Origin of the sequence: Pirellulimonas nuda (genome assembly GCF_007750855.1) — a bacterium.
Lineage (GTDB): Bacteria > Planctomycetota > Planctomycetia > Pirellulales > Lacipirellulaceae > Pirellulimonas > Pirellulimonas nuda.
The window spans coordinates 3,043,166-3,065,014 of sequence record NZ_CP036291.1; the positions used below are offsets into that span (position 1 = coordinate 3,043,166).

The following is a 21,849-nucleotide window of genomic DNA, read 5'->3' on the forward strand; positions in this document are numbered from 1 at the left end:
AAGACCTAACGCCTTCCTTAGGCCCCTTCGATCTTCACCGGCGTGAAGCTGATGCGGTCCCCTTCTTGGAGGACCTGATCGGCCGGCGCGGGCAAGCGGTTGACGCGGATCAGGTAGTTCTCGGGCCGCGGGTCGCGGACCTGCCGCTCGAACAGCTTGCGGACCGACGTGCCGGGCTCGATGTGCACGTAGTCGGCGAAGCCGGCACCGTCGTTGTTGATGACGAGGATTTTCACTATTGGACTCGGGGGTTAGGGGAGGGTCCGCCTGCGGCGGACGGGGTGTGTCGCTGCGCGACGGGGCTGGGGACGGGGGGCTAGGGGTTGGGGACTGGGAAAGGCGTCGACTCATCACTCATCACTCATCACTCACAACTCACAACTCATCACTCACAACTCATCACTCACAACTCACAACTCACAACTCACAACTCACAACTCACAACTCACAACTCCGGCGTAGCGGGCTTGCCAGGCGTCGTCCCAGTCGAGGTAGCTCTCGTGGGCGATGTCGGCGGCGAGCGGGTTCACTTCTTCGAAGTCGTACGCCTCGTCGAGGACGACCTGCGGCTCGGGGTCGTGGCAGACGTCCAGCGGGGCGGCCAGCGAGAAGCCGAGTCGATCGATCGTGCGGCGGGACTCGCCGGTGGCGTGGGAGACGGCGGACAGCAGCTGGCGATGGGACATGACGGACCTCCGGTTAGGGAACATGAACAGGGGGAGACGCAGAAGCGGTGACGCTGCCTAGAGGCGGCTTCGCAGCAGCCAATCGCGTTCGGCCCTCAGGGCCTCATTGCGGCTGGCGAACGGGCCCAACAGCGGCCCGTCCACAGGAGAAAGATCTGCCAGCCAATGACCGAGGGGGTCGGGCTCGACGTGGCTGGCCCGGGAGATCGAGACGCAGCCCAGAGTGGCCAAGTCGAGCGTCTCGTCGTACAGCGTGGTGATCGTCCCCTGAGGTCCGACCACCAGGTGCAACGCTTCCACTAGGCGCCACGCCGCATCACGCGGCGGCGGGGGCGGTCGACCAGCAGCGACTCCAGGGACTGGGCGACCCGCCCCAACCCCTCGGCCGCCTGCTCGCGGAGCGACGTGTGGGTCCGCAGCCCCTCGGGCCGCACGCCGGCCAGCACTGCCTCGGCCTCTTCGACTAGCTCATCCAGCTCGCCAGAAGTGCTGAGCCGCAGGTGGCGGAACCGCTCGAAGAACGCCTGCAGGTTCTCGACCGCCGAGTCGCGGAACACCTTGGGCTTGCCGTCGGCCTGGCCCTCCAGCCGCTCGGCCAGGTGGCTTACCAGCCGCTGCAGCTCTTCGCCAAACGCCTGCTCGGCGAGGGCGACCGCTTCTTCGAAGCGTGCCCGCGTGCGCTCGCACTCCCGCCTGAACAGCTCGGGAGACAAACGACGCAGGTACTCCGGCGGCTCGACCGATGGAAAATCCCACTCCACCGCAAAGAGCCCGCCGAGCCGTTCTGGGTAGTCGCCCGACTCAAACAGCTCTCCTAGACGGCGGCGGGCCGAGTCCCGCAGCTCGCCATAGACCTCGTCCAGTTCCTGCACGGCTTCATTCAGCTCTTCGCGGTAGCCTTCAAACCGATGCTGCAGCGTCTCGACGTCGCCGCGACGCACGAGGCGGACCCCCGGCTCGGGGAACGGCAGCGAGACCCCCTTCCAGTAGGCAACCGCTTGGCTGCGCACCGCGGAGACGCCGCGGTACTTGGGGTGCCGGGTGTCGAGCAGCTTCTTGCCGGCCGACAGAGAATCGCCGGCGGCGCCGAACGCCTCGGCCGCCTGCGCCTTCTGGTCGGCAGAGAGCGTCTTCTTGGCGCCGAACCAGGTGAACGACAATCGTACGGCCGCGGTCTCCAGCCGCAGCCGCTCTGGGGGTGAGGGAGGGGGCGCCTCGCGGTGGGTTGGAGGCGGGGCTTCGAGTAGTACAGACATGGAGACTCCTTCGTGGTTGGTGAACGGTGGAAGCTGATCGCTGAACGCTGAAAGCTCCCTCACGGGGTGAGCCCCTTCAGCTCAAGCAGCACCGCGAGTTCGGCGCACAGGTCGGCCCCCGACCACTGCTTGTCGGGGTTCCAGAACGGCTCGTCCCTTTCGTCGCGGTCGAGGTAGAGCCGCTCCTGCACCCAGCGCGCCAGATGCTCGAGCTCCGCGCGATCGAGTTCGCCCGGGTCGCGGACGCCGCGTTTGGCGGCGGGGGTCAGCAGCTCGCCGTGGCCTCCCTGTTCGATGGCCCGCTCCAGGTCGCTCCCCCACAACGCGTGGATGCCAGCGGCCTCCATCGACTGCACGGACGGCTGCTGCGTTTCGGCGGCCTGAGCGTCCCAATCTACGATTAGGGCGCGGACGCCTGGGCTGTTGGCGTACGCCTCTTGTACGACGCCGCCGAGGACGCTGAGGACGACGGTGATGTCCAATCTGCCTCCTTAGGGATATTCGCCCGTTAGTTGTTAGACGGGTCGCTACGCAGCGCGCGGCGACGCTTGGCGGTGGGCGCCGGTTGGCGATAAACCCCCGGCGAGTCGGCCGAGAGGCAGCGGCCGCTGGCCCAGCCCCGCAGCCGGGCGACCGACTCGGCCGCCGTCGAGGCGATGGGCACCACGTGCCTGGCCGCCTCGACCAGCGGCAGGTCGAGCAGCCGCGCCAGCCGGCAGCACGAGCGGACCTCGGCGCCGGTCCAGTCGTCATCTACTGGGCGGCGCTCGCCCGGGGCGATGCCGAGCGACGTGAGGTGGATCTTCCAGATCGCGTCTTTCTGCTGCCTCCCGGGGAGGTCCAGGAAGAACACCGCGTCGAACCGCTCGGCACGCGTCAGCTCGGGCGGCAGCCGCGAGACGTCGTTGGCGGTCGCTACGACGAACACGTCCGACTCGTGGTCCGCCAGCCAGCTCAACAGCGAGCCGAACAGCCGCGACTGCACCCCGGAGTCGCCGGTCTGGCTGCTCACGCCGGACAGGGCCTTGTCGAGCTCATCGACGAACAGCACGCAGGGCGCCATCGCGTCGATCGACGCCAGTGCCCCACGCGTCCGCTCCTCGGTCTGGCCGACCAGTGAGCCCATCAGCCGCCCCACGTCCAGCACCAAAGTCGGACGCCCCGTCTCGGCGCCGATCGCCTTGGCGATGGCGCTCTTGCCGGTGCCGGGGATGCCCAACAGCAACACCCCTTGAGGGCGGATGCTGGCGCCTGACTTGCTGTCGCTGGGCCGGGGACGCAGCGCCCGGCGACAAAACCCCTTCAGCGACTCGAGCCCGCCGAGCTGGTCGAAGGAGCCGCCGCCCCGGTGGAGCGTCACCAGGCCCCCCTGGGCGAGCGTCTGGGCCTTGAGCGACCACAGCGTCTCGGGGGTGAGCCGCCGCTGGCGCACGAGGCTCAGCGCGAACGCCCCCTCGGCCTCGTACCGCGACAGGCCGCTGGCCGCATCTATAAGCTGCTCGAAGCCGGGCCCCTTGGGCAGCTCTCCGCGCTCGGTGGCGACGCCGCGGGCGATCTCTGCCAGCTGCTTCCTGTCGGGCAGGGCGTGCTCGATCACGACGAACAACCGTTCCAGCTCGGGCGGCAGCTGCACCACCGGGGCGATCACGACCACGAACGTCGATCGCCGGCGCCCTTCTTCGACCTGGCGGGTGACGGCCTGCACGACTTCTACCGAGCTGAGGTAGCGGTGGAAGTTGGGCAGCACCAGCAGCGTGGCGCCCGCGTCTCGGGGGGCGTGGTCCAGCAGCCGCACTGCAGAGACCGGGTCCGAGGCGGTCGCCGGGACGGCGGAGACCGTGCCCCACGCGCCCAGCTCGACGTCCCAGCCCCACGCCCGCCAGTTCTCGGCGCGGCACAGCGTGGCGATCTCTTCGAGGGCGTCGGGGTGTTCGTGGCTGGTGATCCACAGCCCCGAGAAGCACGCCCGCACGTGCTCCTGGAGGGTTTCGGAGAGCGACATACTGGCTCCTTGGCTAGGACAAGAAATGGCGAGCAGCAGAAGTGGCTAGGACGGGTTCGTGTGGCCTCCAGCCGAGAGGCGGTTTTGGACCGTTAGGGGTTGCTGGAAGAAGGCAGGCGTGAGCTGCTCCGACTGCCGGACGCCCAGGGCCGCCTCCAGCAGCCGGCTCGCCTCCTGGCAGGCGGCGCCGGCGTAGCCGCGGGTCTCGATGCGGGCCTCGCCGGTGGGCGAGACGATGATCTCGATCGTCTTCATGCGGCGCCCTCCATCTGGACCACCAAGCGGATCGAGCCGTCGGCGATGGGCTCTTCGTGCACCGCGTGCCCGCTCCGCCGGGCGACCAGCGTGGCCCGCTCGACGGCGTAGCCCTGCAGGAACCGGTCGAGCTGCCGGGGGTCGCCCCAGTGCCCGCCGTAGTGGTCGTAGCGCAGCGTGCCGGTGGGGAGCTCGCACACTACGGGGTAACGCCACGCGGGGAGCGCGACCGCGAGGCCGGTCGCCTGGTTGGTGAACAGCCGGTGCGTCCCTTCGGTGGGGGGCGGGAGCTGGAGCCGCCGGCAGGCGGCCGTGACCGACTCCCGGCAGCGGACCTCGGTCTGAATCGTGACGATGTGACTCATGCGTTCTCCTCGGGATGGTGGTGGAGACGGGGAGAGAGACGTTGGGTGGAATCACCGCGCAAGAGCTCTGGCAATGGAGAACCGCTCCGAAGCGACTCCCGCACGACCAGTGCTACGAGCTCCTGGTTGCCGTCGTCTTGGCGTTGGCCGAGCAGCAAGATCACGGCGACGCCGAGCGTCAGCAAGACGATCAGGACGACCCCTGTGCCACGCACCGCCATGGCCAAAGCCGAGTCGGTGCGCCGCTGGGCCGCGATCTGCCGCCGCTCCGCCTCCAGCTCGTTCCAGCCGCCGGAGAGTTCTCGGCGTTCGGCCTGCAGGTCGCCGTGGACCGCGACGATCTGCCGGGTCGCCTCGGCCGACTCACGCGTCACGCTCGCCATCGCCTCGTTCTGCGCCGCTTGACGGTCGGCGGCCTCGCGCGCGACCTGGGTGACGCGGTCGTCTTCGCAGCCGACGCTCGCCAGCAGCAGCATAAAACTCAGAAGCAGCATCCTTGGGGTTCGGTTCACGGGGCCTCCTCGGGTTCAAGATCAGGTTCAGCAGTCGCTCGAGGGCCCGCCGCAGGCGGGTCTCTCGCACGAGGCGTAACGCTAGCAGCACAACTGCTAGCGAGAGCGCCCAGACAATCGCGTTGGACAAACAGGCCTCCTTGGATCGCGGGAGGGGCTAAGAAGACGGCAGGCAGCCGTTCGGGGAGACGGGAGAGTGGGTCACGCAGAGAGAGGGGAGCGGCGAGATCGGCTCCGATGGCTAATCCCCGCTCAAGTACTTATTGCGCAAATCCGGCGATTCTTTAGTGGGCTAGGCGTTGTTCGGCCGCCGCACGGCAACGCCCCGTGGCGTCGGCCGGCGGCTCGAACGCCACGTTCGTCGCTGCGGTGGTGACCACGTCGTTGGCCAGCGAGAGCACGCCGCGGCCGGACGAAGCAAGCCGGCCGCCGCTCGCCGGACGGTCCTTCGGCAAGTAGACCCCGCCGGTTGGGGGGCGTAGCGGACGCGCACCACCGGGCTGTGAGTGGTATTCGAAAAGGGTTCTTGCTCACTCTTGGTGAACGCTTGGCCTCGTTGCGAGGTGTTTGTTGGTCGTCGGAAGAGTCTGCGAATCCGCGGTGGCTGGCGGAGAATGCCCACCCACGCTCGGCGAAGCTCTCCTACGCCGCATTAAGAAAGCGGATCCGCAGCAGGTCGAAGCCCGCGCGGCCGTACATCTGGCGTTTGATCATCTTGAGTCAGTTGACGTGGCCTTCCGTTTGACCATTGCTCCACGGAGAAGTGAAGGCCATTGGCGCCGCGGCCGAGTCCCGGCCTAGTCCATGGGCCACTCGCGAGAGCATCTCCCCAGCCAACGCACCAAGGCTTCGCGTAGGTTGCAGAGCAGATGCCACCGATCGGCGACCTGCAGCGCATGGGGGGCCCCTTCGCTAGCCCCTTGCCGGTAGTACTCCCCCCTGTCCCGACTGATAATCTTCACCCCTGAATGCTTCGATAGCCAGGCACTCAGCGACTCTTTACTCCGCTCCGGAAGCAGATGAATCGGTCGGCGACGAACCAAGTCGCAAAGAATAGTTCCATAGGTCGCCCTCTTCCTGAAGGCGATATCGTCTACGCCCAACACCTGCGGACAAGCGGGCTTCTTGTGTCCCGCCCGACGCAAGAGTCGGAGCAGGCTATCGCCGCTGGTCGCCATGCCGAGGCGGTTGGCCGGTCGGGCGCCTGGCAGACCACCGCAGGCCATGGCGATCGCCCGCAGCGCCTCCTCCGATCGCGTCGTCTGACGAGCGTGCGGCTGAGCGACTTTCGGGAGACGCTCGGTGAAAACCCGCTGCTGGCAGCCAGCGTTCCGGCAGAACAGCTTCCGGCTGCGCCACACAAGCCGAACCTGCAGCCCGTGCCAAGACAGGTCCTTCAAGTTCCGGACGTACCGGCTATGGACGCGTCGGGAAGGTTCGCCACAGGAGGGGCAATGAGCCGTCTGCCGGCCACTCTCCACGAGCAGCGTCGCCACGCCATCTTCAACCTGCACTGAACGGCAGATCAAGGACTCTGGTTCTGGCGATGCAGCTGCAAATCGCACGGCAAGCGACTCCAGAAAGTCTGGCCGTGCATGGCATCAATGCAGAAAGTCCTACGGGTACTCCAGTATGCAAACCGAGCCGAAGCGTCCACCAAGAGTGAGCAAGAGCCCTTTTCGAATACCACTCACACCAAGACACGTCGTCAGAAGCGAGATGATGAAAAAAGGGTTACGTAAATCTACGTGCCGTTCGCTTCATCGTCCGACGCAGCTTTGGGTGGCCCCTGAATCTGCAGCGGTGGACATCACTTCCCTCAGATTCGGCTCCGAGCAAGTAGTTGGAACTGGCCCAGTTTCAGCAAGTTCGCGATCGGGCCTATCCTCCGAGGTCGCTTCGCGTTGGCGGCGCCTCCGCTGGTAATCCGAGAGGCGCCGCCTTGGCAAGAGTCTATGCTTGAGGGAACCTCCGCCGGCAGCAGGGGCACTCGCCATCAAACCCTTGCGACAGCGCGGCGAACGCCGTCGGCTGTGGCAGCGACATGATCGCCTTGAAGGCGAGCGGGTCCCGATGGGCGTAGTGCCGGTAGGTCACACCGCCTACCGAATGGCCGAGGATCTCGATCGACGACTCCGGCATATGCTCGTCGTAGTACGTAGCACAGGTCTTCCGAAGGTCCTTCAAGACCCATGGCTTTTCCTCACCCGTCTCGATGTCCTGCTTTGGCTGGACTTCGGCCAAGGTGCAGAGCCGCTGGAACTGCTCGTTTGGACGCGAGCTGCCGCAACAGAAGACAGCCTGGCCCGGCTGCCGCTCGTCGGACCAAAGGCTCTTGAGGTGCGTCTTCACGACGCGATTCATCGGACGATAGAACTGCTTCTTTGTCTTCACTCGGCGGTAGTATAGCCACCCGAAGCGGGAATCCCGGCCTTGCCCGCTCGGAGGCTCGGGCCGCCACGAGACATGCCGCCACAGGACCGGCTCATGGAAGGAGGCGGACTGGAACACCGTTCCGGTGTCCACGCCGTAGTTGAAGAACACCACCAGGGCCGCCCGCCAATAGTGGCCGACCGTCAGCGACTGCTTCCACCCTCGCGGTTGCTCCAGAGCGTAGGTTGCGAAGTAGAGCGCGTTCAGATCAGATTTGGTCAGGTAATGGCGCCCGGCGACATCGCGTTGAGGTTTAGACAACGGGAAGCGAGGCAGCTTTTCCAGGAAGTCCTGTTCCCAGGCCCACGACAGGATGGCCCGTAGGTTCTCACGAGCCTTGTTCGCTGTACGTCCAGCGTTCGATCCGCCATCAGATGCCGCCTTCTCGTAGACCCAGTCCAGAAAGTCCCGCAGGTCAGATCGGCCGATCTGATCGATAGTGGGGCCTCGACCCCAGGCGAGCCATTTAGCGACGGTCCGCCGATACTCTTTGCGGGTACCGGAAGAGAGCGGCTTGGCGTTCAGATACTTGACGGCAACGTTCTCAAAGCTGACTGACATGGAAGCGGCTCCAGGCCGTCGGCATCTGCCTCCGTCCACGGCTCCGCCTACCGACAGCCCTGACTGGCGTCCTGCGTGACCTCCTGTCGCTCGGTGACAAGGTCAGGCAGCTCACGCTAGCTGCACAGATGATCCCAGAATAGTTGGCAGAACGGCCAAGTGTGCAATTTGGCAGACGGGCGAGCCTCAATAGAGCGACCCAACCGCTGCAAGATTGGACCCACAGCGATCTGCATGAGTGAGCTGCACTTCTGTATGTTCGAGGATGGCCCCGGCGCGGGAGGATGGTCCATCGTCAGCGACTGTACGTTCAACCGGACATGCAGCGGTGTGGGGACCCCAGAAGCGTCGCGGCAATCCAAGGGCGCTCGACAAAACCGCCTCACTTCTCTCGGCTCAGGCGCCGGCCGGGGGAAAATCATCCAGTGTGCCAAGCACGAATGGCTTCCCCGTCTGTCTTGGTACGCAGTTCAAGTGGAATCGTCGGGGCTCGCTTTGTGAGAGACCTTTTCACGGTTTGATCTGTGCTTCTTCGAACAGGAGAAGTGGCTAGCCGGGGGTCCAGGGGGCGGCAGTGAGCCCCCCTGGTCGCCGCATGGATGCGGCGAAATCCGGGACAGGATGTCCTACGCGGCGGTCAACATCTTTTCCAGCTTCGCCTGGGCCGCCACGGCCCAACTCTGCCAACGGGGGGTGCGTATCTCTTTCCCTTCGGCGTACACCTCGCAGGGAACCAGCACGTCGCCCCCCTCGCTCGGCGCCAGCGACCAGTGCGGTCGCCGCGTGTTGTAACGCTCGCGGAACACGGCCAAGCATTCCCGCGCGTGCTGCGGATTCTCGTACAACTGCCAGTACACCTCTTCCTCCTTCAAGGTCCGGTGAAACCGCTCGAGCAGCCCAAACTGTTGCGGAGTGCGATACTGGATCCGCACGTGCGAAAAACGGTCCTTCACGAACGCGCCGAACCGCCGGGCGATGAACGACGAGCCGTTGTCGGTCACCTGGTTGGGGTTCTTGGCGAGTGGGCCGTGGATCCGCTCCGCCTCCTCGCGGGCCAGCTTCAGGCCATGAATCACGTCGTGCGCGCTGTAGCTGGGCGTCAGGCAGCACGCCAGCAGGTAGCGGCTGTAGTAGTCGATCACCGTCACCGCATACCACCAGCCAGAGCCCGGGATGTGGATGTACGTCACGTCCATCTGCCACCGGTCGTTGGGAGCCTGCGGCAGCAGCTCGAAGAGCTTCGCCGCCTGGTAGACCTCGGCCCGCCGCGTCCGCTTCTGCCTGAGTAGCTTGTGGTCTTTCATCACGCGGTACGCTTGGCGGCCGGTTACGGCGAGGCCTTCGCGGCGGCGCATCACGGCGATTCGCTTGGCGCCGTACCAGGGGTTGCCGGTGGCCATGGCGACCACCCCCTGGACGATCTGGGTGGGGATCGCCTGCGGCATGGGGCCGGGACGCTTCCGCTCCCCGTCGCGTGGCGGACGATGCCAGCTCGATGGCGCGAACCCCACCAGCCGCAGCACCGCCGCCTGACGTGGCGTGGGCGAAGCCGTTTCGGATTCGAGCTCGGCGGCGATCCATGTGCGGGTCTCTTCGCTCAGAGGGAGGCGTCCGAGAGCTTTTTTAGAATGCGGTTGGCGATCGTGTACTCGCCGATCACCTGATCGCGTCGTTCGATCTCTCTTTCGAGCTCGGCGATCTGCTTGCCGCGGGTGTCGTGCTTGCCTGCCTTGGCTGAGAGCGCCTGCTCGCCACCGGCGAGCAACTCGTCCCGCCAGCGGCACAGCGTCGGCTCGCTGACGCCAACCTCGCGGGCGATCGCCGCAGCCGGCTGTTCTCTTCGGAGTAGTTTCAGCACCGCCTCGCGGCGGTTGGCAATGGACACGTCACAGCGTTGCGCCATCGTCATCGTCTCCTTCGTGATACTGGGCTCGGCCCCATCTTAATCACGAAGTCTCTCAACAGGACGATTCCCAAGAACTGCGAGTTATACACTGGATACCCCACGCCGCCCGACGCATCATCCTTGGTTTCGCACGCAGCAAAACACACTCGGGTGCCAATTAGCTGAAGCCGCCCGCACCTATAAACAACGAGCGATCGCGAGTACGGCCGACTCGCTGCTTCACCAAAAGTGCGGAAGAACCAAAACCGGCCACCGCGGGGCGCTTGAAAACCGGCCAAGCTTAGGAGCCGCCGATCGCCGCATAGCCTTCAGCATTTGCATGCTGAAGGAGCCGTCCGATGGCAAAATGCCTCTCGATGGCCTCGGTCGATACGATCTTCACGCTCCCCAGATCTCGGCGTTCCGTGGGTTCGGTGTTGTTAGAATGACGAATCATTGAACCGCCAATGTGAGAGAAACTTGAAAAGTGGTGTGGCGAGCCGTACCCTTGCCAGTCGTGCTCATCCTCGGGCAGACACCGACAAGATTTGGTGGTCCGCCAACCACATGGAGCCCCGCTGAGAACTGCCGGTGACGCCACCCGATCAATCGCCGGCCGACTACCGCCAGGCCGTCCTCGGCAAGCTCCGCACCGAATGCGCGGTGCTAACGACCCACGCGGCCAATGCCGGGCAGGTGATGGATTCGTTCCTGAGGTCACTGCTAGCCGCCGGCGCTGAAACGCTCTACCGCTTCGAGAGCACGCTCGACAAGCTTCACGACGCCGTCGCTGCCTACGGCGAGCAGCTGGCGTTCCTCAACGGCGACCCCCAAGCGGGGGCACGACTGATCGTGGGAGAGCGGGCTTTCAACCGTGCCCGATTCGCGGCCTACCTGGTCGAGAAAGCCCAGGGGACTGAGCAGGCAGGTCACTCTCTAGATTGGGCAAAAGCCCTTGTCCGCGAGCGGCGGGACGCGTGCGAACAGAGGATCGCCCGAATGAGTTGGGAGCGGCGGCAGGTTCTTGATCGAGTTCACGCCCTCCAAGCTCACCTCAAGCGGTCGGCAGAGCTAGGGCTTATCGCAAGAGAGGACCGGTTACGGGACGACATTGCCGCGTGCTTTTGGTTTGCCTTCGACGAGGGGATGATCAACAAGAAGAAGCGGTCGGAGACGAGCCAGCGGTCGAAAGAGCTGCTGTCGAGCGACCGGTTGGCGGCGTGCTTCGCTAAGCTGCTCGATCGCTACTGCCGAGCCGTCGGTGAAAACCTAGAAATCGCTCTGCAGCGGACGCGTCACGAAACGCTCCGACAGGCGGCTAGGACGAGAATCGAAAGCCTTGAGGGCCAACCAAGGGTGGTCGATGAGATCGAACAGACCATGCAGGCCATCGCCGGGATACGGTTCAACTTCGCTTGCGAACAGGGCCTCGACTGCGGACGCATGGACGTCGCGGCGAGGACGGCCTATGAGACTTGGCTGAGCAGTGTCCCGCACAAGGTTCTCTTGGCCGCCGTGCGACGCATCCTCGAAAGTGGGATGGACCTAGAGCTGCTTCGGTACGTAGCCCCCGTACGCGAGGCGCTGCAAGAAATCAGCGCGCCAAAGCGGCCCGCTTCTAACCCGTTCCCAGTAGGATGACCGGCGACGCCTCTCCAAAGAGCCCGAAGAATGACGCAATCGGCGTCACGAAGGGGACCTTTAAAGCGGCGTAGGGTCTGAACACATCCTGGGAGCCTGCGGTTCGAGAACTTTGGCAACCGCCCCTACGCCTGTTGACAAACGCGTCTCACTGCATTCGAACCAAAGGAAGTCACTCCTGCGACGAGAGTAGTCCACAAAAGTCGCACGTCCGAAGAGAGATCTGATCTGATGCCGAACTTTCCCTGCATCGCCGCAACCGCCTTGGCTATTGCGTTCACTGCCGCGACAACTGCGAATCCGCTGCGGGAGATGTCCGCCGGCGCGACGGCCTTCACCCCCGAGACAATCGAGTGGACGTCTGGGCCCCCGTCGCTTCCCGACGGGGCCTCGACGGCGGTGCTAGAAGGCGACCCGACGAGCGAGGGACGGTTCGTGTTTTGGGTCAAGCTTCCTGACGGCTACCGCATCGCGCCGCACACCCATCCCACGTCTGAACGGGTGAACGTGATTGCCGGCATGCTCCACTGCGGTGCGGGCGAAACCTTCGCCCGACAGGCAGCGCACGCCTTGCCCGCCGGCTCCTACGGGTGTTGGCGCCCGGGCGCTGCCCATTTTTCCTGGGCCGAGGGCGAAACCATCCTTCAGTTTCAAGGCGAAGGCCCTTGGGTCATCAATTATGTCGACCCTGCTGACGATCCCCGACCGGTCCGTGCACGCAACGTGATTACGTTCACAGAGGACCCGCTCGAAGTGGTCCGCGCCTGCGTTGCACAATCGCGTGCCCTGTTGGTCGATGTCCGCAGCATCGAGGAGTGGAATCAAGGGCGCCTCGAGGGTTCAATTTCCCTGCCGGCGACCTCGCTCCACAAGAGCAGCCTGGACGGAGACCGTTTGGCCGAGGTGCTTCCCGCGAAAGAGGAGGAGAGGATTCTCTATACCTTTTGCGTGGTGGGAATGCGAGCGAAGCAGGCGGCCAAGGTGTTGCAAGAACAAGGATATCGGGTTCGCGCAGTCAAGCCCGGCTATAACGAGTTGATTGAAGCAGGGTTTAAGAAGGCCGATGAACCTACGCGATAGCGGGATGCCGCACGAGGCGTTCCGGGCGGCGTTGCTCGACGTCCCGCTGATCCTCGCACGGCAGGGCATCGTAAGCTTCCGCGACGCGGCCGAGCGAGACAACGGTTACCCCGCATCGCCACTCCCGTTGCCCGAGCGGTCCGCGTTACACGTTGGACCTCGCTCCGCGACTACGCGGTTATCCGGCATCGTTGCCCTACTAACGACGCGTTCGATCAACGGTTGGGATGCATTTAATCCGAGTGTGTGTCATAGTGTGGCGCCTAGCGAGGCTATACTACTGTCTCGCGCGTAGATCCCATCCAATATGCTTGAGGTTGTTATGGCTAAGAAGAAGGTCGCGTCCGCAGTGAATAAGAGCGAAGAGATCCGCAACTACAAGAAGGCGAACGCGACGGCGCGTCCGAAAGACGTGGTCGATGGCCTAAAGGCCAAGGGGATCGAGGTGTCGTCGGCGCTAGTGAGCAACGTGTTGGGCCCAAAGAAGAAGCGGGTCAAGAAGCGCCCAGGCGCGAAGCCGGGTCCCAAGCCCCAGCCAGCAGCCGCCGGGGAATCCGTGAAGATCGAGGCCCTGATCGAGGCCTCTGCGTTCGCGGGCAAGGTAGGCGGCGTCGAGAAAGCCCAATCGATCCTGAAGACACTCGGCCGCATCAACAAGTAGCCACGACGGCTCCGGCGAGCAGCCGCGGGCGGTTCGTTAATGTCGCGTGTTGGGGGCGCCCTCGGCCCTGCCGTATTCTCCGTCGCTCGAACGGCCCCGAGATGCGTCGTCGGGTGGAAGTCGGAGGCGGGCGACCGCTGAGGGCTAAGAGAATGCCGTTATTCTCCGAAGCCGCCCCGGGGAGCCAACGGAACTCCGGGGCGACCACAATCAATCGGCTTGCTGACTATTCCGCCACTAACTCGGTCGCCAACTGCGCCGACCAACAGACGCAGTCTGTCGATACTTAAGTAGCCCAGCCCAGGCAGGACCATGCAGCAACCATCGCTTCAGTCACGTCTGCGACGCCTTCGCAATGCTTGCTTCTTTGCGTTGGTCGCCGCCGCAGTAGGTGACGCATCGGGACAGGCCGACCGGGTCTCTGACGGTTCATGGACCCTCGCGGTCCTGCCAGACACGCAGGTCTACGCGGAGTCGTACCCGCAGCACTTTGATGCGCAGACGAACTGGATCGTCGACAATCAAGACTCTCGTAACATCCGGTTCGTGCTCCACGAGGGCGACGTCACCAACCGTAACACCGCCGTGCAGTGGGACAACGCAAAGCGTTCGCTCTCGATCCTCGACGGGCAGGTCCCCTACGCGGTTGCCCCCGGCAATCACGACTACGGCCCGGGGGGCAACGCTGCGGACCGCGACAGCCACTTCAACAAGCCCGGGTACTTTGGTCCGGAGAGCCCGTACGCTACGCAACCCAACGTTGGCGGGTTCTTCCAGCCGGGCAAGACGGACAACTCGTTCCACACGTTCGAGGCGGGAGGCAAGGACTGGCTAGTGCTCGCACTCGAGTTCGGACCGCGGGACACGGTGATTGATTGGGCGAACCAGGTCGTCTCTCAGCACCCAGACCACCTCGTGATGCTGCTCACCCACGCATACATGTATTTCGACGAGACCATCTACGACTGGGACGCGAAGGGCCCCGCCCAGAGCTGGAACCCCCATGCGTACGGCGTCGCGTCGCAACCGGGCGAAACGGTCAACGACGGCCAGGATCTGTGGGAGAAGCTTGTCTCCAAGCACAAGAACTTCCGGATTACCTTCAACGGGCACGTGCTCGGGGATGGCGCCGGCTACCAGAGCAGCAAGGGCGACCACGGCAATGTCGTGCACCAGATGCTTGCCAACTACCAGTTCAAGTCGCAAGGAGGGATGGGCGACATGCGGCTGCTGGAGTTTAGGGACGACGGCGAAACCGTGGTCGTGAGGACCTACTCGCCCGTGCTTGACCGCCACGATCGTGCGTTCGACCAGGAGTTTACGATCAACCTCAACGAGCTGCACTCCCCACTCTCTCCGCCGTAGACGTTCACGTGCCGACTATCTTGCCACCCATTGGTCGCCAACTGCGTCGACCGACAGACGCGGCCTCCCGACAATCACATAGCACCTGAGAGCCCGCCGTCGGGGAAGAATGGGGCCGATCTGGCGCGTCGCGGCCACCCGATCAACGGCTGAGGGCTAAGAAGCCCTAACAAAACTCCCCTTTCAACACATTCCAGCAGACGAGGCATTTGCCGAGGTTGAGGAAGCCTTCGTGGATGTCCTCGCGTCGGTCGAAGCGGACCCTTAAGCGTTTAAAGTTATGCAGCCAAGCGATGGTCCTTTCAACGACCCAGCGGTAGACGCCCAGTCCGCTGCCATGCTCGTCGCCCCGGCGGGCGATGTAGGGCTCGATCCCGAACCACTCCAGCAGCAACCGATTGGCGTCGTCGTCGTAGGCCCGGTCGGCGAACGCCGCGTCGGGCCGCGATCGCGGATGCCCCACCTTGCCGCGGACCGGAGGGATCTCCGCGATCAGCGGGACCATGTGCTTGCCGTCGTGCGAGTTGGCGGCCGAAAGCTCGGTCTGCAGCGGCACGCCATTGCCGTCGGTGGCGACGTGGTGCTTACTGCCGGGCTTCCGGCGGTCGGTAGGGTTGGGACCGGTCTTTTCGCCACCCCCCACAGCGCGAACCGTGCCGCTATCGACCGCCACACGCGACCAGTCGATCTTGTTAGCTGCGTTCAGCTCGGCCAGCAGCAGCTCGTGGAGGCGGTCCCACAGGCCGGCCTCTTGCCAGTCGCGGGCCCGCCGCCAGCAGGTCATGCCGCTGCCGCAGCCCATCTCCTGCGGGAGCATCTCCCAGGGGATGCCCGTCTTGAGCACGAACACGATGCCGGTAAGCGCGGCACGGTCATCCACCGGCGGCCGACCCCCTTGGGGTCGTTCGGGTCGCTCGGGGATCAGCGGCTCAATCTTCATCCACAACTCGTCAGGAACCAACGGTCCGGCCATCATGCACCTCCAATAAAGAGAACGGGATCCCGACTCTCCTGCTGTGCAGATCGCGTGATGCTAGCGGCCACAAAATGCAGAACGACGCCGCACTCCTACGGCGCCCATTGCGGATGCAAAGCTAGCGATTGACCTCCGGTTTTGTTAGTGCTTCTAAGTGATAGCCACGTCACACGAGAGCTTCCCAGACCACCCCGTGCAGCAAGCCGCTGCACGGGGTTACGACCGAGACCCGTCCACTTCACGGTCAGGCCGCAACGGGCTCCGCCGTAAACGCCCGCCAGCCCTCGGCCAGCTCGCGTCGCAGCCCGCTGATCCGAGCGGGCGAAACGCCGAACCGCCGGGCCGCGTCGCCGGTCGACTCACCGGCGGCCAGCGTCAGGGCGACGCGACGCTTCTTGCTGGGCAACCCCTTGAGCCAAGCCCGAAAATCAATCCGTGTGGCGGCAAGCTCCGCGGGGGTTACACGTACGTCGGCTACCGGGTCGAGCCAGTGCCCTGGAGTCTCTTCTCGGCGATCGGAGTTGGCGGCGTGTGAGTGGTATTCGAAAAGTGCAGCGCCCGGCGCCGTAAAAGTGCAGCGCTGGTTGGTTGCGGGGAATGGTATCAGGCCTCCCCGCGTCGGCCTATTGGGTTACGCTTTGGTAGTCTTTCGGCTCCGGCGGCGTGCGTCCTGCAGCCGGTAGCTCTCGCCGGTGAATTCGAGGATCGAGCAGCGGTGGACATCACTTCCCTCAGGTCTGGCGAGGGCCCAGTTGCCCGAGTCTCGGCGGCTTGGGGCCTAGCGCTATCTACGGAGGTTTCGGCCCAGTTGGGACACCGCTGCGAGATGGCGGAGTCGGCCAACCGCTGCGGATGGCTCATCCGCCGCGAAGCTAGACCGACAGCGAACTGCATGGGTAAGCTGCACCGACGCGCACTAGGCCATTCGTTACGGCCCGTCGGCTGATGCATCTTTTCCAGACCAGAGTGGCGGCGAATTACCGGCGGTGGCGCGGCCGACGTACCCGGCAATTTGCAGCTTCCAGAACGTCGTCAATACTACCACTGGCTGAAGCCGGTGGCAGTCTTGTGTTCTACGACGACGATCGTGCGTGCTGCAAGTCTCTGCGGGGCACGCTCACCCACGTGATCGCGTCCACGAGTGGGCGAAGAAAAGCGCCGCAGCCACCGCGCTAAAACGTGGGCCGTAACGATTCCTCGAAATCCAATGTCTGCAGCTCGCCCGTTTCGGCGTCGAAGCGGATCGACCTCCCTTCGGAGATGGTCAGCGGGGCGTCCAGAGCGTGCTTGAAGCGACGGTTGAGACCGACCTCAACCAAGCCGTCAAACACGTGCAGATCAAACCTCGACTCGTCGAGCCAGCGTAGACGGAACTCAGTGCCGAGGTCCGTGATCCGCGCCAGTGGCGTCGAGAGGGTGAACCCGATCGCCTGCGTCGGCACCTGGGCCGAGGCGCCCCCCCGCTCAAGCGTGCACGCCATGGCGTGTTCCGGAACAAACACGGCCGGCGCCTCTACTAGCACCTGGGCGCCGCACTCGAACGTGAGCAGCACAACGCCGCGGTCGATCCGCAGCCGCTCGCCAGGGACCAAGAGGTCCCCTACCGCGAGTTTTTCTCCACGGCTTGTCACGGCGGCGCCGGCGATACGGGATACTTGAGCGACCACCGCCGGGGGCTTGAACCAATACCCCACGCCGACCGCCAGCGCCAGGCACGCTGCGAGCACGGCGAGCCTCGATACCCAGCGCCGCTTGCCGACCACCGGCCATCCGGCCTTGGGATCGCCGGGACCGGGCGCAGCATCCAACGCCTCGACCCACGCCAGCGATTGCATCTCTTGTTGCTGCAACAGATCCTGCAGGCGAGAGTGGAGCAGCAGCTCGCGCGCCAGCCGGTAGGCGTGCTGATCGTCTTCGCGTAACCACGCGATCAATCTGTCTCGATCTGCGGCGGATAGGTCGTTGTCACAGTAGCGGCTGATTAGCAGCGATGGTTCATCCATCAGGTGGTCCTCGCCCCGGCCTGCCGGCGTTCGATGCATTCGCGAAGCGTCTTGCGTGTGCGGCAGAGCAGCATCCGCACCGCGCCGGCGGATAGACTCATCTCTTTAGCGATCCGCTCCGCGGTAAAACTACGCGTGTAGCGTAGCCACACCGCGGTGCGGGCGCGACCGTTCAGCAATTCGAGGCAGCCCGACAGGGCTGTGTCGTCCGGGCCGTCCTCTTCGGCCAACCGCTGGAAGCCTGTCGCGAGCTGGGAGACCAGTTCGTCGTCGAACAATAGCTTGTCGGTCGCCCACTGGCGCCGAAAATACAGCACCTCGTTCTTGGCGACCCCGATCGCCCACGGGGCAAACGGCTTGCTGCGATCGAACTCCGCAAACTTCCGCACGAGCGTCACGGCCACGCGCTGCAGCACCTCCTCCGACTGCTCTGCGTCGTGCAGCAGCGAGCGTAGGAACGCGTTGAGCATCGGGCTCGTGCGGGTCCATAACGCGGCGAATTCCTCGGCTTCGTGGTCGTTCACGTCGCTCCCGGGGTTTGGCCCGCGGCGGGGCCGGCCGCCACCGCGGCCAGAGTCCGTACGCAGCTACTCTGCGCCGGCGCCGCGGATGTCACGCGAGAAACGGTGAGAGGCGCCAACTTTCGATTTTTTGCCGGCTCGGCAGGGGTCTGTCAGTACAGGATTTGCAGGTGGGGGAGCGCCTGTTGCAGCGAAGCGACCCCCTTTGCGGTGACGTTGGTGTTGAAAAGCTCTACCTGCCTGAGGCGCTGGAGCTCTCGCAGGTGGACCAGGCCCGCGTCGCTGATCTTCGTGTGGTGCAGCCACAACGTTTCGAGACGCGATAGCCGGCCAACGTCCTTGAGACCCTCGTCCGTGATCTTGAGATGGTTCAATGCCAGCAGCCGAAGCTCCGGGAACGATGCGAGCGCCGCCAAGCCCTCGTCCGTGACCTCCGTGTTCCGCAGGTACAACCGGCGCAGCCCGCGGAGCCCGGCTAGCTCGCGGACGCCGGCGTCGCCAACCTGGGTGTCTCCTAGGTCGAGCGACCGAAGGTCGTGGAGCGATCGCAGGTGTGCAAGGCCCGCGTCGGTGACCTGGGTCCCCGCCAAGAACAACTTCTCCAGCCGCTTGAGCCGGGCGACGTAGCGGAGTCCCTCGTCGCTAACGCGCGAGTTCTCCAACGATAGCGTATGCAGCCGAGTTAGTTGGCCCACCAGCGGCATCGCGGAATTAGAGACTTGGGTAGTGTCTTACCTAAGGCACTGCACTTGTCGTTTGATTGCTTGATTTCTTTCTTGGGAGTGGGTTAAGCCCCTCCGCCTTCGCCCTCGCATCGGCCCTGCGCCCAATCGAGGGGCCGATGCGAGGGCGAAGGGGGAGGGGCGCCCCCCTCTGTCGAGCCGGAGCGGAGGTCGCTGCTGCGACCCGATCGGCGGCCGGCTCAGGAGAGAACGCCGGAGGCAATTAGACTGAAAAAGCCGCCCACCGGAGGCTTGCTCCGGTGGGCGCACGGACTCGGCAGATCGTGCTGGGTAGACGCCTAGACGTCGTGGGACATCAAGATCGCCGGTCCTTTTTCGTTGTTAACCCGAACAGCCGGGGGAGCCGCGGCATGCGTGCCGCGAGCTCGTACTTACTATCCAGGGAATAACGATGAAAGACAAGAACGTGATCGGGATCGATGTCGCCAAGGCGAAGCTGGACGTGTTCGACTCTAAGACCGGCCGGCACACGGTCGTCGCCAACACCCCCGAAGGGGTCGACGCGCTGGTCCGCGGCGTCGCCCCGGCCAAGACACTGGTGGTGCTGGAAGCCACCGGCGGCTACGAGGGGCTGCTGGTCGAGGCGCTCGAGCGTCGGGGGGTCGACTGCGCGGTCGTCAACCCGCTGCACGTCCGCCACTTCGCACGGGGCTGCGGGATGGTGGAGAAGAACGACAAGCTCGACGCACGCATCATCGCCCGCTTCGGCGAGGTGGTGCGGCCCGAGCCGCGCGAGGCGCCCTCCGCGAGCGAGGCGAAGCTCAAGGCGCTCGTCCACCGCCGCGACCAGGCCCTCGCGCACCTGGGCGCCGAGCGCAACCGCCTGCAGCAGACGCGTGACCCCGAGACGGCGGAGATGATCCGCCAAGGGGTGGCGTTTTACCGGGCGCAGATCCGCGAGGTCGACAAGCGCATCGCGCGGGTCCTGGAGCAGTGCCCGCAGCTAGCGGCCAAGTCGCGGGTCCTGCAATCGTGCCCAGGCGTCGGCGTGGCGACCACCGCGACGCTCCTGGCCGAACTCCCCGAGCTGGGCCGCCTCAACCGGGGCCAGGTCGCCAAGCTGGTGGGGGTGGCGCCGATCGCTAAGGACAGCGGCCAGAAGCAGGGGCAACGCAAGACTTACGCGGGGAGGTCGATGGTCCGCAAGGTCCTGTACATGGCCGCCCTGGTCGCCACCCGTTACAACGCCCGCATGCAGGCGTTCTACCAACGGCTGCTGGCCAAGGGGAAAGCGAAGAAGTCCGCCCTGGTGGCAGTCATGCGCAAGCTGGTCGTCACGTTGAACCTGATGGTCCGAAACAACGAAACATGGAGCGAGCCGTCACTCGCTATTGACAAGAATTAAGACAGCCGATGTCCCTCGCTTGGCTTCGCCGGTCGGTGTCGGAGGACGCCAGTGGCCCCCTCGGATCGCGACACGGTAGTCGCCGGGGGAGACTTTCTTGGCTAGCGGCGGGTGGTGCGCGGCTATCTGATCCGCCCTGACCGAGACGATTCTACGCCCCGACCAGGAACCACTTACGGCGATAGAGGCAGCGGGTCGCTGGACGGGTATCCGTCGCCCACCTTCTCATCGATTCGATTCAACATTCGTCTAGCCGCTTCCCGTACGTCCTTGTCTGTCAGAAGATGTAAGCCGTGATTTGGCCAACGCCCAGGTGAAAACGCCGGAGCAGCTTCCTTGCAATCTAACGCCTCCCGAATTGCGGCAATACTGACGTCGTCATGTATACGATAGAGCTCTTGGATAGCCATGCAGCGTGCCGCGGCGTCTCCATCAGTCAAAAGGGCGATGTAGTGCTCTCTTCGCTCGGCATTCAGAGGCACCACGAGTTGATACGTGTCCTGCGTGCTCTCCAATGGGAAGTCGCTTAGATGGCTGAAACTTGACATTCCGGAAAGGTCTACAGGAACCTTCGGCCGGGTTTCTCGAAAGTCCGCAGGGCGCGCCTGGCTCTTTGCGACTCTATCCGAGATTGCGGCGAGTAATCTTTCTTCAGTGAGATACAACTCCCCGAACTCAGAAACGCCGTAGACGGCGTAGTCGAGACGTACTGCGTCCGGGCCCCAGCGTGGTCTTGCCAAACGGACTTCCTGTAGCAGCTCCGACTTCCCCCGCACGTAGACAAGTCTTGCCGGCCCACCCGAACGCGGCTGCCAGAGTTGGCCGCTTGTGGATGGCGATTCCTTAAGCGGGAGCTCTATCCCGCCCGCGTCCCCTTTTAGAACTCGAACGACTTGCGAGAGTGCGATCTCATCATCGGTTGTTGTGTAGATGGCGATCGTGTCGCTGCTATCGACCAGCCACTCAACGGTGCGAATCGTCCATGCATTCAAGTCTGCACGCACTTCTCCGCTGGAGGTGAAAATCGCAGCAGTAGCGCAGAGCGTCGAGAAGACTCTGTGTGTAATGTCCATACTCTATTCAGGAATTGCGGGCAACGGAGCCTGTGATTAAACTATCATTCACCGCGGTCTACCTCAATAAGCAGTCGTCTGCATATTTGAGAACACTACCCCACTTCCCCAGTGGGATTGCACATCGAATGCACCGAGGTTCTGAAGTGCGATTCCGCTGCGCATGTAGCTTATGCTGCCATTCAATGAAATCGTGACAGTGAACACCCCTCCACTCTTTACCACGTCCACAATCATGCTATTGACTTTGTCGCTTCGAGCAATATTGTTCTCAAGAGTTTGGAAGTAATTCGCGGCGGTCTGTGGATCCATAGGCTGCGAAGGATTGTCCCGCATCATCGTGCAAAGACCTTTATATTCGATTCCTGACATTAGAGAGCTGAGCGGTTCCGTAGCAAAACCCGTGATGCCAACGCTGCCGCCAGCATCAATTCCCTGGCCAGCGGCGAAGCTGCCAACTCCCCCGCCGACCAACGCCATAGCGTC

Annotated in this window: 26 protein-coding genes and 1 pseudogene; 5 read left to right on the top strand and 22 right to left on the bottom strand. The window is 64.2% G+C overall.

Translation table 11 applies throughout. The features are described 5' to 3' along the window. Positions 1-17: 17 nt before the first annotated feature. The 15 genes and pseudogenes from Pla175_RS12070 to Pla175_RS12130 form a co-directional block, all read right to left on the bottom strand. On the bottom strand, positions 18-236 hold the full coding sequence (locus tag Pla175_RS12070) for a molybdopterin converting factor (protein ID WP_145284818.1): 219 nt from the start codon (positions 234-236) through the stop codon (positions 18-20). Between the two features lie 195 nt (positions 237-431). Continuing rightward, positions 432-686, bottom strand: coding sequence for a hypothetical protein (locus Pla175_RS12075; RefSeq protein ID WP_145284821.1), 255 nt, complete (start codon positions 684-686; stop codon positions 432-434). A 57-nt stretch (positions 687-743) separates the two neighbouring features. Beyond that, complete coding sequence (locus tag Pla175_RS12080; RefSeq protein ID WP_231954369.1) at positions 744-986, bottom strand: hypothetical protein; 243 nt, start codon at positions 984-986, stop codon at positions 744-746. Then, positions 986-1,942, bottom strand: a complete 957-nt coding sequence (locus Pla175_RS12085) for a hypothetical protein (protein WP_145284824.1) — start codon at positions 1,940-1,942, stop codon at positions 986-988. Before Pla175_RS12085 ends, Pla175_RS12080 begins: the two co-directional genes overlap by 1 nt. Positions 1,943-2,001: 59 nt before the next feature. After that, positions 2,002-2,424 (bottom strand): hypothetical protein, encoded by a 423-nt coding sequence (locus Pla175_RS12090; RefSeq protein WP_145284828.1) that lies wholly within the window; start codon positions 2,422-2,424, stop codon positions 2,002-2,004. Positions 2,425-2,450: 26 nt separating this feature from the next. Then, the gene (locus Pla175_RS12095; RefSeq protein WP_145284831.1) at positions 2,451-3,944 is read right to left on the bottom strand and encodes an AAA family ATPase; all 1,494 of its coding nucleotides are present in this window, start codon (positions 3,942-3,944) and stop codon (positions 2,451-2,453) included. A 45-nt stretch (positions 3,945-3,989) separates the two neighbouring features. Then, positions 3,990-4,199: a DUF2997 domain-containing protein gene (locus Pla175_RS12100; protein ID WP_145284836.1), complete on the bottom strand. Its 210-nt coding sequence runs from the start codon at positions 4,197-4,199 to the stop codon at positions 3,990-3,992. Further along, positions 4,196-4,564, bottom strand: coding sequence for a DUF1257 domain-containing protein (locus Pla175_RS12105; RefSeq protein ID WP_145284839.1), 369 nt, complete (start codon positions 4,562-4,564; stop codon positions 4,196-4,198). The genes Pla175_RS12100 and Pla175_RS12105 overlap by 4 nt, the downstream gene beginning before the upstream one ends. Then, on the bottom strand, positions 4,561-5,076 hold the full coding sequence (locus tag Pla175_RS12110) for a hypothetical protein (RefSeq protein WP_145284843.1): 516 nt from the start codon (positions 5,074-5,076) through the stop codon (positions 4,561-4,563). Before Pla175_RS12110 ends, Pla175_RS12105 begins: the two co-directional genes overlap by 4 nt. Before the next feature lie 284 nt (positions 5,077-5,360). Next, positions 5,361-5,531, bottom strand: coding sequence for a hypothetical protein (locus tag Pla175_RS25970; protein ID WP_197526850.1), 171 nt, complete (start codon positions 5,529-5,531; stop codon positions 5,361-5,363). Between the two features lie 187 nt (positions 5,532-5,718). Further along, a pseudogene (locus tag Pla175_RS27270) lies at positions 5,719-5,898 on the bottom strand (ISL3-like element ISAzba9 family transposase); the annotation flags it as partial. Then, entirely contained in the window at positions 5,874-6,641 is a 768-nt protein-coding gene (locus Pla175_RS27090; protein ID WP_391527860.1) for an ISL3 family transposase, read from the bottom strand. The pseudogene Pla175_RS27270 and the gene Pla175_RS27090, both read right to left, overlap by 25 nt. A gap of 388 nt (positions 6,642-7,029) precedes the next feature. Beyond that, positions 7,030-8,070: a tyrosine-type recombinase/integrase gene (locus Pla175_RS12120; RefSeq protein WP_145284847.1), complete on the bottom strand. Its 1,041-nt coding sequence runs from the start codon at positions 8,068-8,070 to the stop codon at positions 7,030-7,032. 626 nt (positions 8,071-8,696) lie between these two features. Beyond that, positions 8,697-9,515, bottom strand: a complete 819-nt coding sequence (locus tag Pla175_RS12125) for a DDE-type integrase/transposase/recombinase (protein ID WP_145284850.1) — start codon at positions 9,513-9,515, stop codon at positions 8,697-8,699. A 152-nt stretch (positions 9,516-9,667) separates the two neighbouring features. After that, positions 9,668-9,973, bottom strand: coding sequence for a helix-turn-helix domain-containing protein (locus tag Pla175_RS12130; protein WP_197527464.1), 306 nt, complete (start codon positions 9,971-9,973; stop codon positions 9,668-9,670). Between the two features lie 573 nt (positions 9,974-10,546). On the opposite strand from Pla175_RS12130, the gene Pla175_RS12135 reads away from it, so the two are divergent. The 4 genes from Pla175_RS12135 (at position 10,547) to Pla175_RS12150 (ending at position 14,702) form a co-directional block, all read left to right on the top strand. Next, positions 10,547-11,596: a hypothetical protein gene (locus tag Pla175_RS12135; protein WP_145284858.1), complete on the top strand. Its 1,050-nt coding sequence runs from the start codon at positions 10,547-10,549 to the stop codon at positions 11,594-11,596. Positions 11,597-11,827: 231 nt separating this feature from the next. Further along, positions 11,828-12,676, top strand: coding sequence for a rhodanese-like domain-containing protein (locus tag Pla175_RS12140; protein ID WP_145284862.1), 849 nt, complete (start codon positions 11,828-11,830; stop codon positions 12,674-12,676). Positions 12,677-12,998: 322 nt separating this feature from the next. After that, a complete protein-coding gene (locus Pla175_RS12145) occupies positions 12,999-13,337 on the top strand; it encodes a hypothetical protein (RefSeq protein WP_145284865.1) in 339 nt (112 codons plus the stop codon). 312 nt (positions 13,338-13,649) lie between these two features. Continuing rightward, the gene (locus Pla175_RS12150) at positions 13,650-14,702 is read left to right on the top strand and encodes a metallophosphoesterase (protein ID WP_145284868.1); all 1,053 of its coding nucleotides are present in this window, start codon (positions 13,650-13,652) and stop codon (positions 14,700-14,702) included. Positions 14,703-14,868: 166 nt separating this feature from the next. On the opposite strand, the gene Pla175_RS12155 is transcribed toward Pla175_RS12150, so the two are convergent. The 5 genes from Pla175_RS12155 to Pla175_RS12175 all read right to left on the bottom strand — a co-directional run bounded on the left by Pla175_RS12155 (position 14,869) and on the right by Pla175_RS12175 (position 18,906). Continuing rightward, entirely contained in the window at positions 14,869-15,675 is an 807-nt protein-coding gene (locus Pla175_RS12155) for an IS5 family transposase (RefSeq protein WP_145292074.1), read from the bottom strand. 247 nt (positions 15,676-15,922) lie between these two features. After that, on the bottom strand, positions 15,923-16,084 hold the full coding sequence (locus Pla175_RS12160) for a helix-turn-helix domain-containing protein (protein WP_145284871.1): 162 nt from the start codon (positions 16,082-16,084) through the stop codon (positions 15,923-15,925). 766 nt (positions 16,085-16,850) lie between these two features. Further along, positions 16,851-17,720, bottom strand: a complete 870-nt coding sequence (locus Pla175_RS12165; RefSeq protein WP_231954371.1) for a FecR family protein — start codon at positions 17,718-17,720, stop codon at positions 16,851-16,853. Next, positions 17,681-18,205 (bottom strand): sigma-70 family RNA polymerase sigma factor, encoded by a 525-nt coding sequence (locus tag Pla175_RS12170; RefSeq protein WP_145284877.1) that lies wholly within the window; start codon positions 18,203-18,205, stop codon positions 17,681-17,683. Before Pla175_RS12170 ends, Pla175_RS12165 begins: the two co-directional genes overlap by 40 nt. 149 nt (positions 18,206-18,354) lie before the next feature. Continuing rightward, positions 18,355-18,906: a leucine-rich repeat domain-containing protein gene (locus tag Pla175_RS12175; protein WP_145284882.1), complete on the bottom strand. Its 552-nt coding sequence runs from the start codon at positions 18,904-18,906 to the stop codon at positions 18,355-18,357. A gap of 430 nt (positions 18,907-19,336) precedes the next feature. Here Pla175_RS12175 and Pla175_RS12180 point away from each other — a divergent pair, with 430 nt between their 5' ends. Then, positions 19,337-20,290, top strand: coding sequence for an IS110 family RNA-guided transposase (locus Pla175_RS12180; RefSeq protein ID WP_145284885.1), 954 nt, complete (start codon positions 19,337-19,339; stop codon positions 20,288-20,290). 173 nt (positions 20,291-20,463) lie between these two features. Here the strand turns inward: Pla175_RS12180 and Pla175_RS12185 are convergent, their stop codons facing one another. Together Pla175_RS12185 and Pla175_RS12190 are read right to left on the bottom strand one after the other, a co-directional pair. After that, complete coding sequence (locus Pla175_RS12185) at positions 20,464-21,363, bottom strand: hypothetical protein (protein WP_145284889.1); 900 nt, start codon at positions 21,361-21,363, stop codon at positions 20,464-20,466. A 63-nt stretch (positions 21,364-21,426) separates the two neighbouring features. Beyond that, complete coding sequence (locus tag Pla175_RS12190) at positions 21,427-21,843, bottom strand: hypothetical protein (RefSeq protein WP_145284893.1); 417 nt, start codon at positions 21,841-21,843, stop codon at positions 21,427-21,429. Positions 21,844-21,849 lie beyond the last annotated feature (6 nt).

Excerpts from the sequence above, each read along its gene's own strand:
- Pla175_RS12165 (WP_231954371.1), bottom strand. The coding sequence starts at position 17,720 with ATGCATCGAACGCCGGCAGGCCGGGGCGAGGACCACCTGATGGATGAA.
- Pla175_RS12130 (WP_197527464.1), bottom strand. The coding sequence starts at position 9,973 with ATGGCGCAACGCTGTGACGTGTCCATTGCCAACCGCCGCGAGGCGGTG.
- Pla175_RS12125 (WP_145284850.1), bottom strand. The coding sequence starts at position 9,515 with ATGCCGCAGGCGATCCCCACCCAGATCGTCCAGGGGGTGGTCGCCATG.
- Pla175_RS12105 (WP_145284839.1), bottom strand. The coding sequence starts at position 4,564 with ATGAGTCACATCGTCACGATTCAGACCGAGGTCCGCTGCCGGGAGTCG.
- Pla175_RS12180 (WP_145284885.1), top strand. The coding sequence starts at position 19,337 with ATGAAAGACAAGAACGTGATCGGGATCGATGTCGCCAAGGCGAAGCTG.
- Pla175_RS12190 (WP_145284893.1), bottom strand. The coding sequence starts at position 21,843 with ATGGCGTTGGTCGGCGGGGGAGTTGGCAGCTTCGCCGCTGGCCAGGGA.
- Pla175_RS12100 (WP_145284836.1), bottom strand. The coding sequence starts at position 4,199 with ATGAAGACGATCGAGATCATCGTCTCGCCCACCGGCGAGGCCCGCATC.
- Pla175_RS12120 (WP_145284847.1), bottom strand. The coding sequence starts at position 8,070 with ATGTCAGTCAGCTTTGAGAACGTTGCCGTCAAGTATCTGAACGCCAAG.
- Pla175_RS12140 (WP_145284862.1), top strand. The coding sequence starts at position 11,828 with ATGCCGAACTTTCCCTGCATCGCCGCAACCGCCTTGGCTATTGCGTTC.
- Pla175_RS12085 (WP_145284824.1), bottom strand. The coding sequence starts at position 1,942 with ATGTCTGTACTACTCGAAGCCCCGCCTCCAACCCACCGCGAGGCGCCC.
- Pla175_RS12175 (WP_145284882.1), bottom strand. The coding sequence starts at position 18,906 with ATGCCGCTGGTGGGCCAACTAACTCGGCTGCATACGCTATCGTTGGAG.
- Pla175_RS12185 (WP_145284889.1), bottom strand. The coding sequence starts at position 21,363 with ATGGACATTACACACAGAGTCTTCTCGACGCTCTGCGCTACTGCTGCG.
- Pla175_RS12155 (WP_145292074.1), bottom strand. The coding sequence starts at position 15,675 with ATGGCCGGACCGTTGGTTCCTGACGAGTTGTGGATGAAGATTGAGCCG.
- Pla175_RS12145 (WP_145284865.1), top strand. The coding sequence starts at position 12,999 with ATGGCTAAGAAGAAGGTCGCGTCCGCAGTGAATAAGAGCGAAGAGATC.
- Pla175_RS12095 (WP_145284831.1), bottom strand. The coding sequence starts at position 3,944 with ATGTCGCTCTCCGAAACCCTCCAGGAGCACGTGCGGGCGTGCTTCTCG.
- Pla175_RS12075 (WP_145284821.1), bottom strand. The coding sequence starts at position 686 with ATGTCCCATCGCCAGCTGCTGTCCGCCGTCTCCCACGCCACCGGCGAG.
- Pla175_RS12150 (WP_145284868.1), top strand. The coding sequence starts at position 13,650 with ATGCAGCAACCATCGCTTCAGTCACGTCTGCGACGCCTTCGCAATGCT.